Origin of the sequence: Pontibacillus yanchengensis Y32 (assembly GCF_000770635.1) — a bacterium.
In the GTDB taxonomy this organism is placed as follows: Bacteria; Bacillota; Bacilli; order Bacillales; family BH030062; genus Pontibacillus; species Pontibacillus yanchengensis.
The window spans coordinates 38,847-55,350 of the sequence record NZ_AVBF01000024.1 but is presented as its reverse complement, the minus strand read 5'-3'; the positions used below and the strand labels follow the sequence as shown (position 1 = coordinate 55,350).

14 protein-coding genes and 1 riboswitch are annotated in these 16,504 nt (G+C 36.2%); of the genes, 2 read left to right on the top strand and 12 right to left on the bottom strand.

The window, feature by feature from the left end; translation table 11 throughout:
• Positions 1-104: 104 nt before the first annotated feature.
• The 6 genes from N782_RS10330 to N782_RS10305 form a co-directional block, all read right to left on the bottom strand.
• Entirely contained in the window at positions 105-1,535 is a 1,431-nt protein-coding gene (locus tag N782_RS10330; protein WP_036819263.1) for a hypothetical protein, read from the bottom strand.
• Between the two features lie 612 nt (positions 1,536-2,147).
• Positions 2,148-2,885, bottom strand: coding sequence for a LytR/AlgR family response regulator transcription factor (locus tag N782_RS10325; RefSeq protein ID WP_036819261.1), 738 nt, complete (start codon positions 2,883-2,885; stop codon positions 2,148-2,150).
• A 92-nt stretch (positions 2,886-2,977) separates the two neighbouring features.
• A complete protein-coding gene (locus tag N782_RS10320; RefSeq protein ID WP_036819259.1) occupies positions 2,978-5,917 on the bottom strand; it encodes an ATP-binding protein in 2,940 nt (979 codons plus the stop codon).
• A 120-nt stretch (positions 5,918-6,037) separates the two neighbouring features.
• Positions 6,038-7,345: a lysine N(6)-hydroxylase/L-ornithine N(5)-oxygenase family protein gene (locus tag N782_RS10315; RefSeq protein WP_052111290.1), complete on the bottom strand. Its 1,308-nt coding sequence runs from the start codon at positions 7,343-7,345 to the stop codon at positions 6,038-6,040.
• A 221-nt stretch (positions 7,346-7,566) separates the two neighbouring features.
• Positions 7,567-8,559 (bottom strand): NADPH:quinone oxidoreductase family protein, encoded by a 993-nt coding sequence (locus N782_RS10310; RefSeq protein WP_036819257.1) that lies wholly within the window; start codon positions 8,557-8,559, stop codon positions 7,567-7,569.
• Between the two features lie 112 nt (positions 8,560-8,671).
• Positions 8,672-9,295, bottom strand: a complete 624-nt coding sequence (locus N782_RS10305) for a methanogen output domain 1-containing protein (protein ID WP_036819255.1) — start codon at positions 9,293-9,295, stop codon at positions 8,672-8,674.
• 182 nt (positions 9,296-9,477) lie between these two features.
• Between N782_RS10305 and N782_RS21525 the strand changes: the two genes are divergently transcribed.
• Entirely contained in the window at positions 9,478-9,618 is a 141-nt protein-coding gene (locus tag N782_RS21525; protein ID WP_161783100.1) for a hypothetical protein, read from the top strand.
• A 145-nt stretch (positions 9,619-9,763) separates the two neighbouring features.
• Here the strand turns inward: N782_RS21525 and N782_RS10300 are convergent, their stop codons facing one another.
• The 6 genes from N782_RS10300 to N782_RS10275 form a co-directional block, all read right to left on the bottom strand.
• A complete protein-coding gene (locus N782_RS10300; protein ID WP_036819253.1) occupies positions 9,764-10,579 on the bottom strand; it encodes a hypothetical protein in 816 nt (271 codons plus the stop codon).
• A 97-nt stretch (positions 10,580-10,676) separates the two neighbouring features.
• Positions 10,677-11,240, bottom strand: a complete 564-nt coding sequence (thiT, locus tag N782_RS10295; RefSeq protein ID WP_036819251.1) for an energy-coupled thiamine transporter ThiT — start codon at positions 11,238-11,240, stop codon at positions 10,677-10,679.
• Positions 11,241-11,350: 110 nt separating this feature from the next.
• Positions 11,351-11,452: riboswitch (TPP riboswitch) on the bottom strand.
• Positions 11,453-11,581: 129 nt separating this feature from the next.
• On the bottom strand, positions 11,582-12,490 hold the full coding sequence (locus N782_RS10290) for an aminoglycoside phosphotransferase family protein (protein WP_052111289.1): 909 nt from the start codon (positions 12,488-12,490) through the stop codon (positions 11,582-11,584).
• A 109-nt stretch (positions 12,491-12,599) separates the two neighbouring features.
• Positions 12,600-13,520 (bottom strand): ketopantoate reductase family protein, encoded by a 921-nt coding sequence (locus N782_RS10285; protein WP_036819249.1) that lies wholly within the window; start codon positions 13,518-13,520, stop codon positions 12,600-12,602.
• Between the two features lie 526 nt (positions 13,521-14,046).
• Positions 14,047-14,463, bottom strand: coding sequence for a YkvA family protein (locus tag N782_RS10280; RefSeq protein ID WP_036819247.1), 417 nt, complete (start codon positions 14,461-14,463; stop codon positions 14,047-14,049).
• Positions 14,464-14,755: 292 nt separating this feature from the next.
• Positions 14,756-15,730 (bottom strand): C40 family peptidase, encoded by a 975-nt coding sequence (locus N782_RS10275; protein ID WP_036819244.1) that lies wholly within the window; start codon positions 15,728-15,730, stop codon positions 14,756-14,758.
• Positions 15,731-15,962: 232 nt separating this feature from the next.
• Between N782_RS10275 and N782_RS10270 the strand changes: the two genes are divergently transcribed.
• Positions 15,963-16,310 (top strand): YflT domain-containing protein, encoded by a 348-nt coding sequence (locus N782_RS10270; protein ID WP_036819242.1) that lies wholly within the window; start codon positions 15,963-15,965, stop codon positions 16,308-16,310.
• Positions 16,311-16,504 lie beyond the last annotated feature (194 nt).

Below are 16,504 nucleotides of genomic sequence, written 5' to 3'. Positions count from 1 at the left end.
TCCAACTCATACTATCTCGAATCCAAGTCTTCAAGATTATGCCTCTTATATGAAATATTAAAAGAGCATCGCAGTACATATACTACAATGCTCACGTGATTAAGCTATAGTAGGATTACGCCCAAAACAGTTGCTATGATTAAGCCAATGATAACAGGAAAAAAATTCTTCCTTACTAGTTCCATTACTGGCACGCCACAAAAACCTGCAATTGCAATCATGGAGGACCAGGCGATAATAGTTCCTCCTCCAGTCCATATGGAACCCATTTGACCAATTGCTGCAAGTGTTCCTGGATCCATTCCATTTCCAGCTAATGCTCCAGATAAAGCTCCAGTTAATGGTAACCCAGAAAATCCAGAACCATCTAGTCCTGTAATGATTCCGATAAGAAGAATGCTAAATGCTGCTAATAAATTGCTTTGTGGCAAATACTCCTGTGAAGATTGAACGAGATCAAATAAGAATGCTGGTGGTGTTTGATCACTTAACGAGAGAATTGCTCCAGAAAAGTCAGCACTCCCCAGGAAAAAGAAACCAGCAATTGGGATCACAGGACCCATCGCTTTAAATGCAAATACAAATCCGTCTGTTATATGATCACTAATATAATCAAGAGCACGGTGACGTCCGAAAGCGACAGTTGCCATTAACAAAAGAATAACGGCTACTCCACCTATAAAAGCTGCCCCATCTCCTCCTTCGAAACCACCCATTCTTCCTGACCCTAATTTTGTAGCAACCATAAAAATCATAACCCCGACCATAGATAAAGGTACTAGGATGGCAAACAGCTTACTCCATAATCCAATATCATTCCTATTGAAACTTCCTTTATGCTCACTCTTTGCCAGCCCCTGTAGAGCTTTTAATTCACCTTCTATTTTAGGGTCATGTTTATGTCGTATGGTTTTTCTATTCAACATATATGCTAGACCGATTGCCACAACACCAGTAATAATAGAAAGAACAAGCGCTTTATCCACAATTTCAGAAGGATCAATTCCTGCTGAACTAGCAGATAAACCAGGTGCTACCTGCATAATATAGTCAGAGGATAAAGCCATTCCTTGACCTGCTAAAGCGACGGCCATAGCAGCCATCATAGCAGGTAAACCAGCTCTTACAGCCGCTGGTACTAATAACGCACAAATCAAGGGCACAGCTGGCGTTGGCCAGAAAAACAGAGAAATTACATACGTAATACCTACCAAGACAAAATAGGCTATGTGACCATTCGTCATTACCTTTTGGATTGGCTGTATCATCCTTCGATCAGCCCCAAGATCCTTTAATGCTTGTAAGAGAGCAACCATAAATGTAATGATTAAAAAGATATTAAACAATTCCTTTGCAGCTACTAGATTTGCATTAAATACTGCTGTAAATCCACTTACAACATCGCCTTTATATACCCATGCCACAATAAAAGTTCCTAATAACGTTGGTAATACTACACCTTTTCGAAATACCATCGTCATAATGATAAGTAATGTAATGATCGCATATAACCAATGGGTAACACCTAATTCCATGGAAACATCACTCCCTATAGACTCACACTTAGTGTGATGTACTATATGCACACATGCCTAGAGAAGTGATACTGAGCTAGTAGACGCTTTATTATTTATTGTAGTTACCTATATTAATCATAAAAAAAGCAATGCATTACTGCATTACTTTTTCCGTCTCTATATATTTCCAGTCGTCTCTAATTCCCTATAAATGGGTTCTTTTTATTTATACTTCTTGGAGGCCAATATGGTAAAAACAATTAATTATGCTACTTAATAATCGAAAGGAGAAAATTAAGCACTTCTTTACCGAAACGAAAGACCTAATACTTTTTAACCAATTACTAACCTCAACTATAGATTACCAACAAACCAAAAAATGGTCAAAACGAAAAACGCTCATATAGACGTAAAAACACCCCTTTCAAGCGTAACCTTCACCTATTCACCCCCAATAATTACCTTTTTAAAACATATTTAGAGGGAATTGTTCAACATATAAAACACTACAACCTAGTTTCCCTTATCTATCCATGCAGAACGTAAGCTCAGAATGCCTTGTTTGGTTGATGTTGTTACGTGATGTAGCAGCCTATAAAACAAAAAAAGAAGCAACGAAGAACGTTGCTCCTAAATAGGTGCATCCAATAGTTGCTGCACTCGGTTGATATTTTGTTTTGAAATTTGAGCAGGCTCTTCGTACCCATCAAAATACACTAGATAACTCTTCCCAGATGTTTGTATCCTTGCAACATGAGTAAGATTAATAATAAAGGAACGATGTGACTGTACAAAACGATTGTCTAGATAATCTAGAAAGTATTCTAGAGTTTCTGACGAGGAGTATTGTTCACTAATAGTATGAATAATGGACTTTCGATCATTTTTTTCGATAAACAAGATATCATCAACCTGGATATAATACATGGAACGGTTGAATCTTATTGGAATACGTGTAAAAGCTTTCGCTCTTTGTGGAGGTTGAGGCTGTTTTTTTTCCAAAATAGCCTTAGCTCTTTCCAATGCCAGCATTAGCCTACTCATTTGAATAGGTTTTAATACATAATCTACTGCATATAATTCAAATGCTTCCACAGCAAATGATTCATGCGCAGTAGTAAAAATATAGTCAAGTGTTGGCATACTCTTTTGAATCTCTCGAATGGCTTTAATTCCTTTTATTTTTGGCATTTCTATATCACAAAGAACTAAGTCGGGCTGATGTAATAATGCTTTCTCTATAAGTTCTTCCCCGTCTTTTGCCTCATCGATAATTTCAAACGAATCCACTACCATCTTATCAATCATTTGTCTAAGTAGCTTTCGTGAAGCTTCTTGGTCATCTGCTATTAAAATGCTATATGGCATGTGCACCATCCTACAAATTTATAATTTCATAATACTAGTATAAGGGAAAACGGTTACTTTGTTTAGGGTTTGTGACATATTACCACTCTTTCTCAATCATCCTTATACATGTATTTATGAATCATTTGTGAGAATTTAGATACCTGTAAAGGCTTAGTCATATAATCCTGAAATCCAGCTGCCAAACCTTTTTCTACATCTCTCGGCATTGCATTGGCACTAATTGCTACAATTGTAATGTTCTTTGTCTCATGAATTCCTCTCAGTTTCTCAAGCACTTCATACCCATCAATACCTGGTAAATTTAAGTCTAATAAAATTAAGTCAGGCTCATGTGCTTGAGCTAAATCAATCCCAATCTCACCATTAACAGCAGAAAACAATTCAATATCATCATACTTACGAAGAATCTTCTGAACTAAATGTAAATTAGCAGGATTGTCTTCAATATATAATAACTTCTTTTTGTTAACAAAGCTAAAAGGTTCTTCATTGATAGCCGCTGATACACCTTGGTTTATACCCTCTACTTCTTCTACCAAAGGAAGTTCAACCCAAAATGTACTCCCTTTTCCAACCTGACTTTTAACCGAAATAGTTCCATTCATCATCGCGACAAGTTGCTTTGTTAACGTTAAACCAATACCTGTACCTTCAATAGGGCTATCTTCTTTCACTCTAGTAAATGGTTCGAATATATGTTGTATTTCTTCTTCTTCTATACCAAAACCAGAATCTTCAACGATGAATTGCATATGGTCATTTTGTGTATAACAGCTAAATCGAATCTTCCCTCTATCTTCATTATATTTGACTGCATTGGATAATAGATTAAGCAAAACTTGCTTCAATCGAGTTCGATCAGCATAAACATATGTTGATTCATATGGTTCTATGGACTGATCAAGTGTGATTTCTCGTCTATCAGCTAACGGCTGGGTAATACTCATAACTTCCTCAACCACAGGTGCTATTTCGACAGGCTCAATGGATACAGTTAGTTTTCCAGATTCAATTTTGGCTAAATCAAGTATTTCATTAATCAAAGTTAGTAAGTGGTTACCTGCCTTAATTATCTCTTCTACATTTTCCAATTGAGATTCTGTTAAAGATTCATCAGCATCAAATTCAAGTAGCTGAGCAAATCCTAAGATAGCATTCATTGGTGTTCGAAGCTCATGACTCATACTAGACAAGAAGTCAGATTTAGCCGCTGAAGCGCGCTCTGCTTCTTCTTTGGCATGTCGAAGGGATTCTTGTAGCTCCTTCAAATCCGTAATATCCCTTACACTTAGCACGAAATGTTTTTGTTGATCATCTGTACCATATATAGGTGATAATCGACCTTGGAACCAGCGATATCCACTCATAGTTTGGATATAATATTCAAGATTCTTTGATTGCTTTGTCCTGTCCACTTCTTTAATGGTAGACATGAATAAATCTGCATCTTCTTTAGGGAACACTTCTTGTATAGAAGAGCGAAACAGTTCATCCTTAGGTCGAGTTAATTTTTGTTCATCACTAGTCCAAATATTAATATAGCGACCATCAGAATCAATACGCATGATGATATCATCAATGGAAGAGATAAGTGCCCTTAAGTCTGACTCCTTATCTTCTACTTTGGATTGAGCACTTTCTAATTCCTTGTAAGCACTCCCTAAGTTGTGCCCCATTGCTGTAATGCTATTAGATATTTTGTCCAATTCTATAATAGAAAAGGATTTCTGGCTTTGAAAATAATTCCCTTTTCCTATGTCATCAACCATTTCATTCATTTCTACTAATGGCTCAGATATTTGATTACTCATCTTATGTGTTTTTCGGTATAGGTATAAAAAGTAAAGTAAGTAGACAATGAGTAAGCCAGCAATCATGAGCACACCAATTTTAATTAGATGGGAATTTACTGTAGAGATATTCTTATAAATATTATTTTCCTTCACAACTGCCATGAGCTTCCATCCTGTTTCAGGAATAGTGGACCACACAACTAGTTGTTGCTCATTATTCAAATTCGCTTTTGTCATACCGTTCTTTTTCCCATCCATAATGGAAGCAATATGCTGCGTCTCTTTACGCTTAAACATGTTAAATTTATCAGGCTTAAGCGTATTCTTCATGACTGCACTTTGATAGGTATGTTCATTCAATTCTGTGATGCCAAATACCTCTTCTCCTTGTTTCGGTAGAGCAAGAATTGTACCATCTTCCTCTATCAGCATACCAAAACCGCTCCACGGAATGTTTAAGTCTAATACATTATTTGCTATGTTCGATATCGTCACGTCTATTCCTACTACCCCTTCAAGAAAACCTCGATTATAAACAGGGGCAATCGAAGAAGCAATCCAACCTTTACCAGCAGGATCTAAATATGCATCCGTCCACACAACTCCTCTAGAAGGGTTATATTCCTCATTGGCTTTAAAGTAAAAGTTATACTGAGGTATATACATGCTAGCTGAATATTGATCTAATACATCAAAATAAGGATAAATAATATTTAGTGAATCATATGTATTCATATAGACAGCAGAAGCTAATAAATGCGTTTCATATATGTCTTTCATCAAGGATTGCGTTGATAGGAGTTGGGCTACCTTTTCTTTATCATGTTTAGCAGCTGTTCTTATTGCACTATAGTACACTGCAGCTCCATCATTATCAAGATTACTCTTTGAATAATAAACGCCTTTACTAGAGTAACCTAGACGGTTTTCATCTTCAGGAGAAAGCTGTGCTGGAACTTCTAATGCCTTCGCAACTTGTTTGCGATACAGATTAGTTGAATTTGATATCGATTGAATTTGATTTGCAATAACTTCTCCTTCTCTAGAGGCCATTTGTTGAAGATCTTGATGAGCCTCTTCTCTCAAAGAGTCAACCGTAGTACGTTTAGACCATTCATATGTTACAAAATACATCCCTATAAATAACAATTCAACGACTAATAAAGGTATAAGAGCAGTTCGTATAAAAGAACTCCATATCCATTTGGTAAGCGGCCATTTTTGATGATGTTTCATCTCATATTCACCTCACTTTTAACCCCATCAGAAACATTTGTAGGTATGTAGTCTTTTTAAGTTTTTTAATTAAGCAAAAAATGATCAACTAGAACGGACTAGCTGATCATAGGCACTTTTTTATACATCAAAGGTTTGGAATACATTTTTCTCAGGGATTTTATATATTTCTCTCCCCATTAGATGATTTATAATTACCTTATTCCGATGAACAGCCAAACCTAAATTGGTTGATCCCACTCCATGTGTATGCGAGATTCCGCTATGAACATATATTTCATTACTAGTTTCTTTTGTTTTATCTAAACGGTAATCACCAAGAACTTTATAACGGCCCTCTTCATCCCATCTTAATAGAGATGTCAGATTATGAATGAATTCTGGAACGTATGGTTTATACCCTGTTGCTGCAATTACCACCTCACTATCGAGAGTGAAACGTTCCTTTTTTTCAGTATGCAAACAATTAATTTCGTATGAAATTCCATCTTCTTTCCTACGAATATTCTCTACTTCAGAAAGGACACGCAAACTTACATTCACTTCATTTGTACCTATTGAATTTTCATACAGAAGGTTATAAATATCTGTAATTGTATGATTACTTATGCCTTTATAAAATAAATCTTGTGAAGCAAACACTTCCTCTTTTTGCTTCTGTGGGAGCTGATAGAAATAATCAACATAATCTGGTGAAAAGTGCTCTAAACTTAATTTTGATTCTTCCATCGACGCAAAACCAGATCTTGTAATCCAATCTAAACGGTAGCCAAACTCACACTGTTCCTTCAAAAGTTCACGAAACGTTTCTGCTGCACTTTGACCAGAGCCTATAACCGATATAGATTTTGCACGTCTACATCGTTCCTGATGAGATAAAAATTCTGCAGTATGAAATACATCTTCGTTAGGTAAATCTTGAAAGGATTGGGGCATTGTTGGTACACTACCTGTTCCCATTACGATATGTTTGCTTCTATACCGTTCTTGCTCACCTGACTCAACATTCATAATGTCTATTATATAATGATCTTCTCCTTCTTCTGAATGTCGGATATCCTCCACCTTCGAACCAAACTTACAACTATTTATGTCGTTTGCTACCCATTGGCAGTAGTCATTATATTCTCTTCTTGGGATATCAAGTCGTTGTAAAAAGTAGAATTGGTACATACGTTCATGTTCATTCACATAATTCAAAAATGTATATTTACTTTTAGGGTCTGCCATTGTTACTAAGTCTGCAATAAATGGAACTTGCATGACTGTACCTTCAATCAACATTCCCGGATGCCAATTAAATGTTTCAGTTTGTTCAAAAAAGAGTGCATTAATCTCTGGTTGATCCTCCAGTAATGCAGCTAAGCTTAAATTAAAAGGGCCAATCCCTACACCAATGATGTCATACATGAATTTATGTTCTTTCATTCCTTCACTCCTCAGTTGATTATCATTGTCTTATGTAAAATCTATTTTTATGTTAGCACAAAATGTTACATCCTGTAACTTTATTACTAAGGAACAATAGCTCATGTTTCCAACCTGGTAGAGGTTAGAGATAACAAACATTTTATAAAGGTAAACAAATATGAGAAAGGACATCTACCAACTTGGCAGATGTCCTTATTATACCGTATATGTCGATAGGATTATTCCCCTAACGTTACAATCGTACGTCCTTTAACATTACTTTGCAAAATATCGCTTAATGTATGAGGTAGTTCCTCTAAAGATATTTCACGTTCAATGGTGTTTAATTGATTTGGTTTTAAATCAGTCGCAATTCGTTGCCATACCTTTTTCCGAGTCTCCATTGGACAATACACAGAATCAACGCCTAGCAAATCTACACCCCTAAGGATAAATGGCATAACTGTTGTTGGAATTTCAACTCCGGCAGTTAATCCACTTACTGCGACTGCACCTCCATATTTCAGTGAACTAAGTACTGAAGCTAGAGGTTTGCCACCAACAGGGTCAACTGCAGCTGCCCATGTTTGCTTTTGTAATGGCTTAACCTTCTCTGGAGTCACATCTTCTCGACCAATAACGTCTGAAGCCCCTATAGATCGCAAGAAGTCTGCTTCTGATTCTTTCCCTGTTGAAGCCACTACATTAAATCCTCGCTTTGATAGCATCGCTACAGCCATACTACCAACACCACCAGTAGCCCCTTGAACTAGAACTGGACCATCTTCTGGAGTTAAACCATTTTGTTCTAGCTTATGAACAGATAATGCAGCTGTAAATCCTGCTGTACCAAATGTCATGGCTTCCTTTAATGTCATGCCTTCAGGTAAAGGTACAATCCAGTCACTATTAACACGGGCATATTCACTAAATCCACCATCATGTGAAACACCAAGCTCATAGCTCGTAACAATTACTTGGTCTCCCTCTTCATAACGTTCATTACTGGAATCTACCACAGTTCCGGCTAAATCAATTCCAGGTACAATTGGGTATTGTGGTACAACTTTAGATTTAGAGACTGTAGCTAAACCATCTTTATAATTCACACTTGAATAAGCAACCTTAACGGTTACATCTCCTTCAGGCAGGTCTGCTTCTGTTCGGTTTACTATCTCTGTTGTAACGTTTTCTTCTTGTTTTGTTGCTAGTAATGCTCGAAATGTCATCATTAGACTCCCTTCTTTGTTTGAGTACTGCTAGTTCACCATACAATGTAACGAATACAATCAGCAAATTTCACGCATAAAAAAGAGCACAGAGATGCTGCACTCTTTAATCAATTCATTTTTGTTTGTTGACCTGTTTTTTCAATTCTTCAATTTCTGCTAATAATTCTGAAACCATGTCATCGCTTTTTCGTAATTCTTCACCTAACATTTTAATGGTCTCTTCTTCCCAAGTAAAAGGGTCCCCTTGTTCTGGTGTAACGGGTAAATCTATATATTCTTCACCTTCAACCTCATTTGGTGAAAAATAAATATAAACCTTACATCCATCGTCACCATTTGCTATTCGTTCTTGAATGCTTACTTTCCCATATCCAAAATGTCGAGAGGCTATGCCACCAAACACACTAGATGTCATCATGCACAAATGAGGTGCATCCTTAACCACATCCCCGAATGGACATTGATGAGCCTTCACTACTACACAATCAGGATGGACAGAATCAATTTCAAAATGCCCACCGATTGAGTTTTTTATATCTACAATTAACTCAGCATACTCATCCACAGATAATGTATAAGGTTGATTTAGATAGAAACTTTCTACCCATTCTCCTGTACGAATACCTAATTGACGGATGTATTCCTCTGCTTTTGCACCAATACTTTGGTGATGTATGTTGGCATATTGTGCAATTAATTTTGATAAAAAGAGCTGGCTACTTAATTGACTATTCATCATATTCACCCCTGTCTCTTCCCATAATCAAATGATGTATTTGCTACACTTCTAATACACTAAAACCAAGCTTAGTAAACATTTCTTAAAGATTTCGGTCAGGTAAAAAGATATTTAGTTAACATGGAATGAATAAATAATCTTGCTACGTGCTATTACTAAACAAAAAAGGAGGGTTTATAATGGAAAACCAGTCCATGATGGAAGATTACAATACAGCCAATCTTTCCGATGAAATGCTCCATGAAATTAAAGCATTAGAAAATAAACTTAAGAATGAATCGGAGGAGCAAATTATTTTAATTGCATACACTCATAAATAACGAAATTACAAAGACTTATATATAGAAAACTCACCTCATGTTGTACCAGAAAAAAGAATTGTTAAAAACCAATATTGATAGCCACATTCTAAACATTTAAAAAATGGAGAGCCTGTTAATATGAACAGGCTCTCCATTCTGATAATTACCCATCTATCGTTACAGGCTTTAGTCTCCCTTTACTATATTGGAAGTATTTCGGGTCTTGTTTTTCCATAATCACTTTTAGAACCTTCTGATTATCTCGTTTCACAATCAGGACAGCTTTTCCTGGTGTAGCTTTTGCCACATCTCCTTTTTCAAAATGGTCATTTTTCCATCGATAAACCCATACATATGGAGGTGACGCCTTCTTTGAGTGAGATATAAGTTCTTTAGCATCATCATTGTCTATATTCACCAAGTCCCCATTTCCTGCCGTCAACAGTTTCACCAAGCTTTCATTTTGATAGCCTATAACATTCATTTCATTCGATGTAGGACCCATATCGCCAGTAATGAGTAGCTCTGTTTGTTTGTCATTGGTAACATCCACTTGTTGTATATCGATAGCATCCATACCATATTGTCCTACAATACCAATATCGTATTGGGTTTCTTCTACAGTTATGATAGCATGGACTTCATTCTTCTCCGAATCAGTTTCTTCCTTTGAGACTGGACTATAAAAGGAAAGGGAACCTTCTTTATCTTTTGTGATATTAACTAATTTCTTCCCTATCTTCTCCCAGTCATCCTTAGGTTGAGTTGACTTTAGCTTCTTCACTTCAGCGGGCTGAAAGGTTAATGTTACCTGACTTTGTTCCCCTTTTTCAGGTCCTTGATTCTCTTTATTTGAGTCATTTTCTTGGTGATTTTCTTCGTTCTTATCTTGGTTATGTTGTATTGCTTGCTCCTCATTACTACAAGCACAAAGTAAACAAATAATACCTATCAGTCCCAAAATCAGTTTCCACTTCATTGCAAAAACCCCTGACATCTGTTTTTTCGTAAATGTATTTCACAAAAGACAGGATTTTACACTTCTATGCTATTATTTAGGATGTATTACCCATATGTTATTTTTGGATTAAGCGAGGCTGCTTCCATATCATAAATCCTAGCAAGGCTGCACAAGCAATAAAAGAAGGAAGCATATACCCTAAGTTATACGTTAGAGAATAGACCCAAACTGGTGTCCCTTCAGGTGCTAGATAATCGAAAAAAACTATTCCTCCTAAGAAGTGACTACAAAATCGTAATGCGCTACCAAGAAATGTACCCAGTAATAAGTTAATAATAAGTTGTCTAGACTGACCATCATTCCTTGCATGATGAATTGAGTTTGCAAACACCCCAGCAAAACCTACTAGCATAAAGGCGAGAGGATAATCTGTTATATATTGTATAGGATGAACAATGAAAGGTTGAATAAGGGAATTTAACAACCCTACTAGCAAGCCTGTGACTAAGCCACCTTTTAACCCCCATCGAAATGCCATAACTAAAATTGGCACCATGACAAATGAAATCGATCCCCCTTGAAGCCATAACGGTATGGATAAAAATGGTAGACTAAGCACTAAACCGATAGCCGCGAAAATGGAGGATTCCACCATAAACAAAACAGAAGTATGTTTCATGTTGCATTTCCCTTCCTTTCTTATAAACGCAATCTAGCCAATAACATAAAAAAAACAAAGCAAGGGATTGCTTTGAGATGGAAGAGTCCTAGATCATTATTTACTTAGCACCATCACGAAAGCCACATCCCTACGCTAGTACTACCTAACAGGTTATAAGGGTTAGAACAAATTGTTCACTCTCAGCCAATACAGCTCCCCTTGTGGTTTCATAAACTGTTTAATTTATTATTTATTATAGGAAATGGATATTATTCTTTCAAGCAAGATGGATAAACTGAGAAATTTCATGAAAGGAGTCATTTCACAATAAAATAGTACTCATATTCTATTATAGTGTGTTATGTGAAATATTCGTTATATAGGTCCTCAAATATGCTTATCCCTTTAAAAAAAGGCTTTGAATAGGTTCCATCTTTATCAACAGACCACGCGGTAGATAGTACAGAATGGCAATAGCCCCATAATAGTAATCGATCCTTTTTAAGAGACAATTCTTCAGTAAACAGATTCACTCGATTTTCAATTGTCTCATAAGCATTCTCAAGTGGTAAGTTATTGAGCATATATTGAATAAGGTCATATTCACGTTCCCCAATAAGTCCCTTAGGATCAATAGACATCCACCCATAATGATCTGATGAAAGAATATTGTAATGATGAAAATCTCCGTGTAGAAGCCAGTCATGTTTTGCAGTTTTGTTCATTGAGGTGAAAATATCTAGCGCTTTATGGAGCTCCTCAACTGATATAGGTCCTAAGCCAGTGGGGTATTGTGTAATAATTTCTTCAAGATTCTTTTCCCTTTGTTTGGTAGTATGTAGAGAAGATTTTCTAGGAGCCTTAATATGGAGATTCTTAAGTATATTTGCTGCAATAAGTGTCTCTTGGCGTTCATCCCCTACTTCAACTAGGGTAGCTCCAGGGATTAGCTTTTCAAGTATTAAGATCCCTCTGTTTAAGTCATAATCTAGTAAAGTATTCATCTTTTGATTCTCAAATAGTTTAAGAGCCTCCACTTCATCACGAAATTCAAGGCCTGGGATACAAACTTTTACTACCACCTCATTATTGTCTTTCATTATGGCGGGAGCGACATAATTAATAGAAAGATTATAAGGTTTTTGTATAACCATTTCCCATTTTTCTTCACAATAGGAAAGAATTGAAGGCAATTCATTCAACCATTTCTCTCCATTTTCTTTAAAATGTAATCGAACATTATTCATAAATGAATGTTGTATTCTCAACAAATAACCTTCTTTCGTTAATATAGAATAGATATAGAAAGTAAATTAGGGCCTCTAACCATTTACATTTCTGCAAGAGCAAAATTATATTTTTTTGAATGAATCATTATTATTTACTCCTTCTTTCATATGGTTTGATTAAAGCATATAACATATGAATATATGGTAAGCCTATGCCTACTTTCTCAGCCAAACGTAGTGCTCCCCCTTGTAAATGTTCAACTTCTAAAGGTAATCCTTTACGTTTATCTTGATGCATAGAAGAAGTTGCTTCATTTGGCAGTGATTCAAATTTTGATATGCCTTCTTGAATAGTTTCTTCTGTTAATGGAATATCATAAGCATTAGCTAATAGTTTCATTTCATTTAAAACATGCTTGGTGACTTCATATGTTGATTGTTCTTCACGAATCGTACCAACTGTAAAATTCCCAGCTGTTGTCATCCCTGAAAAAGCAGTGATAAACATATACTTTTTCCAAAGATCTTCCTTTATATTTTGGCTTTGATTTACATTCATATTTGCCTCAGAACTACTATTCATCAATTGCCTACATAGTTCATGTTGGGAAGAATGAAGTGAGCCAATATGAATGTCGTGTAACTGACTAGAGTGAACCACATGCCCCTTCTCATCTAATGTGGCAATAATATATGACAATCCACCTATAACGTTCTCTATACCTAATTCATTTTGAAGCTTGAATATGTGTTCCATCCCATTTAATAGAGGCAGAACTTTAGCACCTTTTTGCACTAATTCCTTTAACTCCGGCATCACATCTTGTAAATGATAACCTTTTACTGCTAAAATTACTAAATCTGTTTGCTCTAGCTCACTAACGTCCTCAACTACAGAGGGGTGCTCCACCGTATAATCTCCTTGAACACTATGTAGATGCAAACCATAATTACGTAATTGCTCAGCCCGTCTTGATCGAACTAAATATTGAACCTCGTGACCTACTTGATCCCAACGAGCTCCGAAGTAAGCTCCTAATGCGCCTGCCCCAAGTATTGTTATATTCATAACCATTCACCTCTTTTCACAATTAGTCTATCAGAAAACGCTTCCTTTTGGTTACGATTTACCCTCATTAATATGGAATCACAAAAGAGTAGTAGCCATTCGAAGTTGATTTATCAATAAGGGGGATTAATAAATTTGCGCTCTCTGGTCCCTGGAATTGGACGGGATTATATCACTTTTTTTATACATAAGCGTTAAATTCCTAAAGAACAAAAGAGGAAGCGCCCGGGTAGCGACGTATATGCTGCGGCCCACACGACGTGGGTTGGTTCGATGTTATTGCGTGATGCAGCGATCTTAATCGAACTTCCCCTGATTCCGTAGGAGATAAAGGAAACACGAAGAGCCATAGCGATTCGATGTTGACTTATCGTACAGAGGTGAGGGAAGCACACTAGTCGCTGGGCGCTGGAGCTGGACGTGGCCACTTCACTTTTTCAGTTATAAACAAGCATTGAATTTTATTATTTCCTGGCCAACGATAAAAAGTCTGCCCAAAAGTTGAGCAGACTTTCACACTAACAGTCTATTCCTCTAAAAACAGCTTTTGATCCACAACTGTTGTATCCACTTCCGAACCAAACCAGATTTGAAGTTTTTCCTTAGCCTTCATTTTTACTTCCTCATCAATGTACATGGCTACTTGTAGCAAAGCTGCCCCTAATGCACCGAGGTCATCTGTAAAACCAACTCCTGCAGCAAAATCTGGAATAAGGTCAAAAGGTAAGATAAAGTAACCTAATGCTCCGATGATTGTTGTACGAACCCAAACTGGAAGATCATCTTTTTGTAACGTGAAATATAAAAGTAATGCAGCATAGACCACTGAATGTCCTGCTTTTTTGGCAAACAATTGTAATTTACTCCAAAATTTTTCTTTGGAAAAAAACTTACCTTTATCTCTTGTTGATGGAATAAGCTGCTGTTTGTGAGAATTCCCCATGTTAAGATCCTCCTTACTAGTAATTGCTATAGTCTATTGTAATATATTAATCTTTTTATTTTCTCATCTTATTAATGATACTACCCTTTTCCCTAACTTCACCTATTTCTACCTCTATATAATAATCTTTTTTTGTACTAAAAATGGTTTGTAATGGAAGAAAGCTGGGTAATATATATGTAAAGAAAATAAACTGATATAAATAGCTCTATAAACAACTAGTAAGATCAACAAAAAAATAACCTCTCCTGAAACCGAAGAGGCTTTTATTTCGTCTTATTAGTAAATGCAATTATTGATTCATAGCTTGATATAGTGCTACTGAAAATGCCGCACGAGTTGTAGCCGCACTTGACTTAAATGCATCTGCTTTGAAATAACCGGACTCATCAGAAGCACTTAGTAGTTCTATAGCGTGGTTATCATCACCATTTGTTGTTTGAACTTTAGCTGCTAACTTCTCTTCCAAATCAAACGCTCTATTCATCATAATAGCCATCTGCCAGCGAGCAATTGTTTCGTCTGGTTTAAAGTTTCCATCTGGGAAGCCTTTAATAATACCTGTTTTTTTCATAGCTGCAATGTCTTCAGCGAATGTGTGATTTTCTGCAACATCTGGGAAAGAAACAGACGAATTGGTATCTACTTTTAAAGCATTGTTAATGAGGGCTGCTGCCTGCCCACGAGAAATGGAAACATCAGGTTTAAATGTACCGTCTCTATAACCATTGATGATCTTTGAAGCTGTAAGAGTCTTTACTGCCTCAAATGCTTTGTTATCTTCAGAAAGGTCTGGGAATAACTCATTCTTATCAAAATCTGCTACTCTGCGAGCACCAGCATATTTAGGTCCCCAATAAGGATTATTTAATGAAACAACATCCACACCTTCGCTTGATGTAGCACTAATAAACTTATTGTTACCTACATAAATTCCTACGTGAGAAATACCTTGCTTATATGTATTCTTAAAGAATATTAAATCTCCAACTTTTAGATTAGACTTGCTTACCTTATCCCCTACGTTTGCTTGAGATCCTGTTGTACGCGGGATATCAATGCCCATTTTTTTATACATATATTGAGTAAAGCCAGAACAATCGAATCCGCTTGGTGATGCTCCTCCAAAAACGTAAGGTGTACCCATATGATTTTTTGCAGCTGCGATTAAATTCTCGCCTTCAGAAGCTGCTGAAACTTTCTGTGCATGACCAAAACCCAATATAAGCGCGATCGCCATCCCCATTGCCAAAAGGTGTCTTTTCATAATGTTCACTCTCCATCTCTTCTCTAATTTGTTCGACTTATGCTGTTAGAACCAATTCTACCAAAAAAATGCACGACATAACTTTACAGGTTTATTACATTTTCTTTTCAGAGATATCAAAATAAGGTCTTTCATCTTGCTAATTCACCTGAATCCTTTCACACATTAGCAAGTTTCGAGTTATATATATGGGGAATAATGTCATTGAAACAAACATTTAGGAGGTATAAAATTGAAACCATTTGTAAGAGAATACACGAATGACGAAAAACTTCAAAACGATGTACAAAAACTTTCAAATCAAGGTATACACAAAGATAATATTTATGTAATGAGTCATGATGATGATCGCACAGAACGTATTGCCGACAACTCAGATGCAAATACAGTTGGTCTCAAAGAACAAAATTTCGGAGAAGCTGTAGGTAATATGTTTAACAAAAAAGGAGATGAACTTCGTAATAAGCTCCAGGATCTTGGCTTATCTGAGGATGAAGCTGAAACATATGAGGAACGCCTTGATGAAGGTAAGGTCTTATTATTAGTAACAGAGGCAGAAGATGTAGACAACATCATTTAATTTCAAATTAATTTGGAGCATTCCACGGAATGCTCCTTTTTTTATTACACAAAACTATTTATTGTAACAAGTTTGTAACAGGGAATTCTCCGACTTTTTCATTAAATTCACCACTCAATTTTCCTAAGAAATTAATACTTTACAACTTCTGTTAGATAAGCACTCACATTGACATTAACACCTTAACGATTTAA

What these genes read in the sequence shown, in the direction of transcription:
- N782_RS10330 (WP_036819263.1), bottom strand. Translation starts at nt 1,535, where the DNA reads ATGGAATTAGGTGTTACCCATTGGTTATATGCGATCATTACATTACTT.
- N782_RS10325 (WP_036819261.1), bottom strand. Translation starts at nt 2,885, where the DNA reads ATGCCATATAGCATTTTAATAGCAGATGACCAAGAAGCTTCACGAAAG.
- N782_RS10320 (WP_036819259.1), bottom strand. Translation starts at nt 5,917, where the DNA reads ATGAAACATCATCAAAAATGGCCGCTTACCAAATGGATATGGAGTTCT.
- N782_RS10315 (WP_052111290.1), bottom strand. Translation starts at nt 7,345, where the DNA reads ATGAAAGAACATAAATTCATGTATGACATCATTGGTGTAGGGATTGGC.
- N782_RS10310 (WP_036819257.1), bottom strand. Translation starts at nt 8,559, where the DNA reads ATGATGACATTTCGAGCATTACTAGCAACAAAACAAGAAGAAAACGTT.
- N782_RS10305 (WP_036819255.1), bottom strand. Translation starts at nt 9,295, where the DNA reads ATGAATAGTCAATTAAGTAGCCAGCTCTTTTTATCAAAATTAATTGCA.
- N782_RS21525 (WP_161783100.1), top strand. Translation starts at nt 9,478, where the DNA reads ATGGAAAACCAGTCCATGATGGAAGATTACAATACAGCCAATCTTTCC.
- N782_RS10300 (WP_036819253.1), bottom strand. Translation starts at nt 10,579, where the DNA reads ATGAAGTGGAAACTGATTTTGGGACTGATAGGTATTATTTGTTTACTT.
- thiT (WP_036819251.1), bottom strand. Translation starts at nt 11,240, where the DNA reads ATGAAACATACTTCTGTTTTGTTTATGGTGGAATCCTCCATTTTCGCG.
- N782_RS10285 (WP_036819249.1), bottom strand. Translation starts at nt 13,520, where the DNA reads ATGAATATAACAATACTTGGGGCAGGCGCATTAGGAGCTTACTTCGGA.
- N782_RS10280 (WP_036819247.1), bottom strand. Translation starts at nt 14,463, where the DNA reads ATGGGGAATTCTCACAAACAGCAGCTTATTCCATCAACAAGAGATAAA.
- N782_RS10275 (WP_036819244.1), bottom strand. Translation starts at nt 15,730, where the DNA reads ATGAAAAGACACCTTTTGGCAATGGGGATGGCGATCGCGCTTATATTG.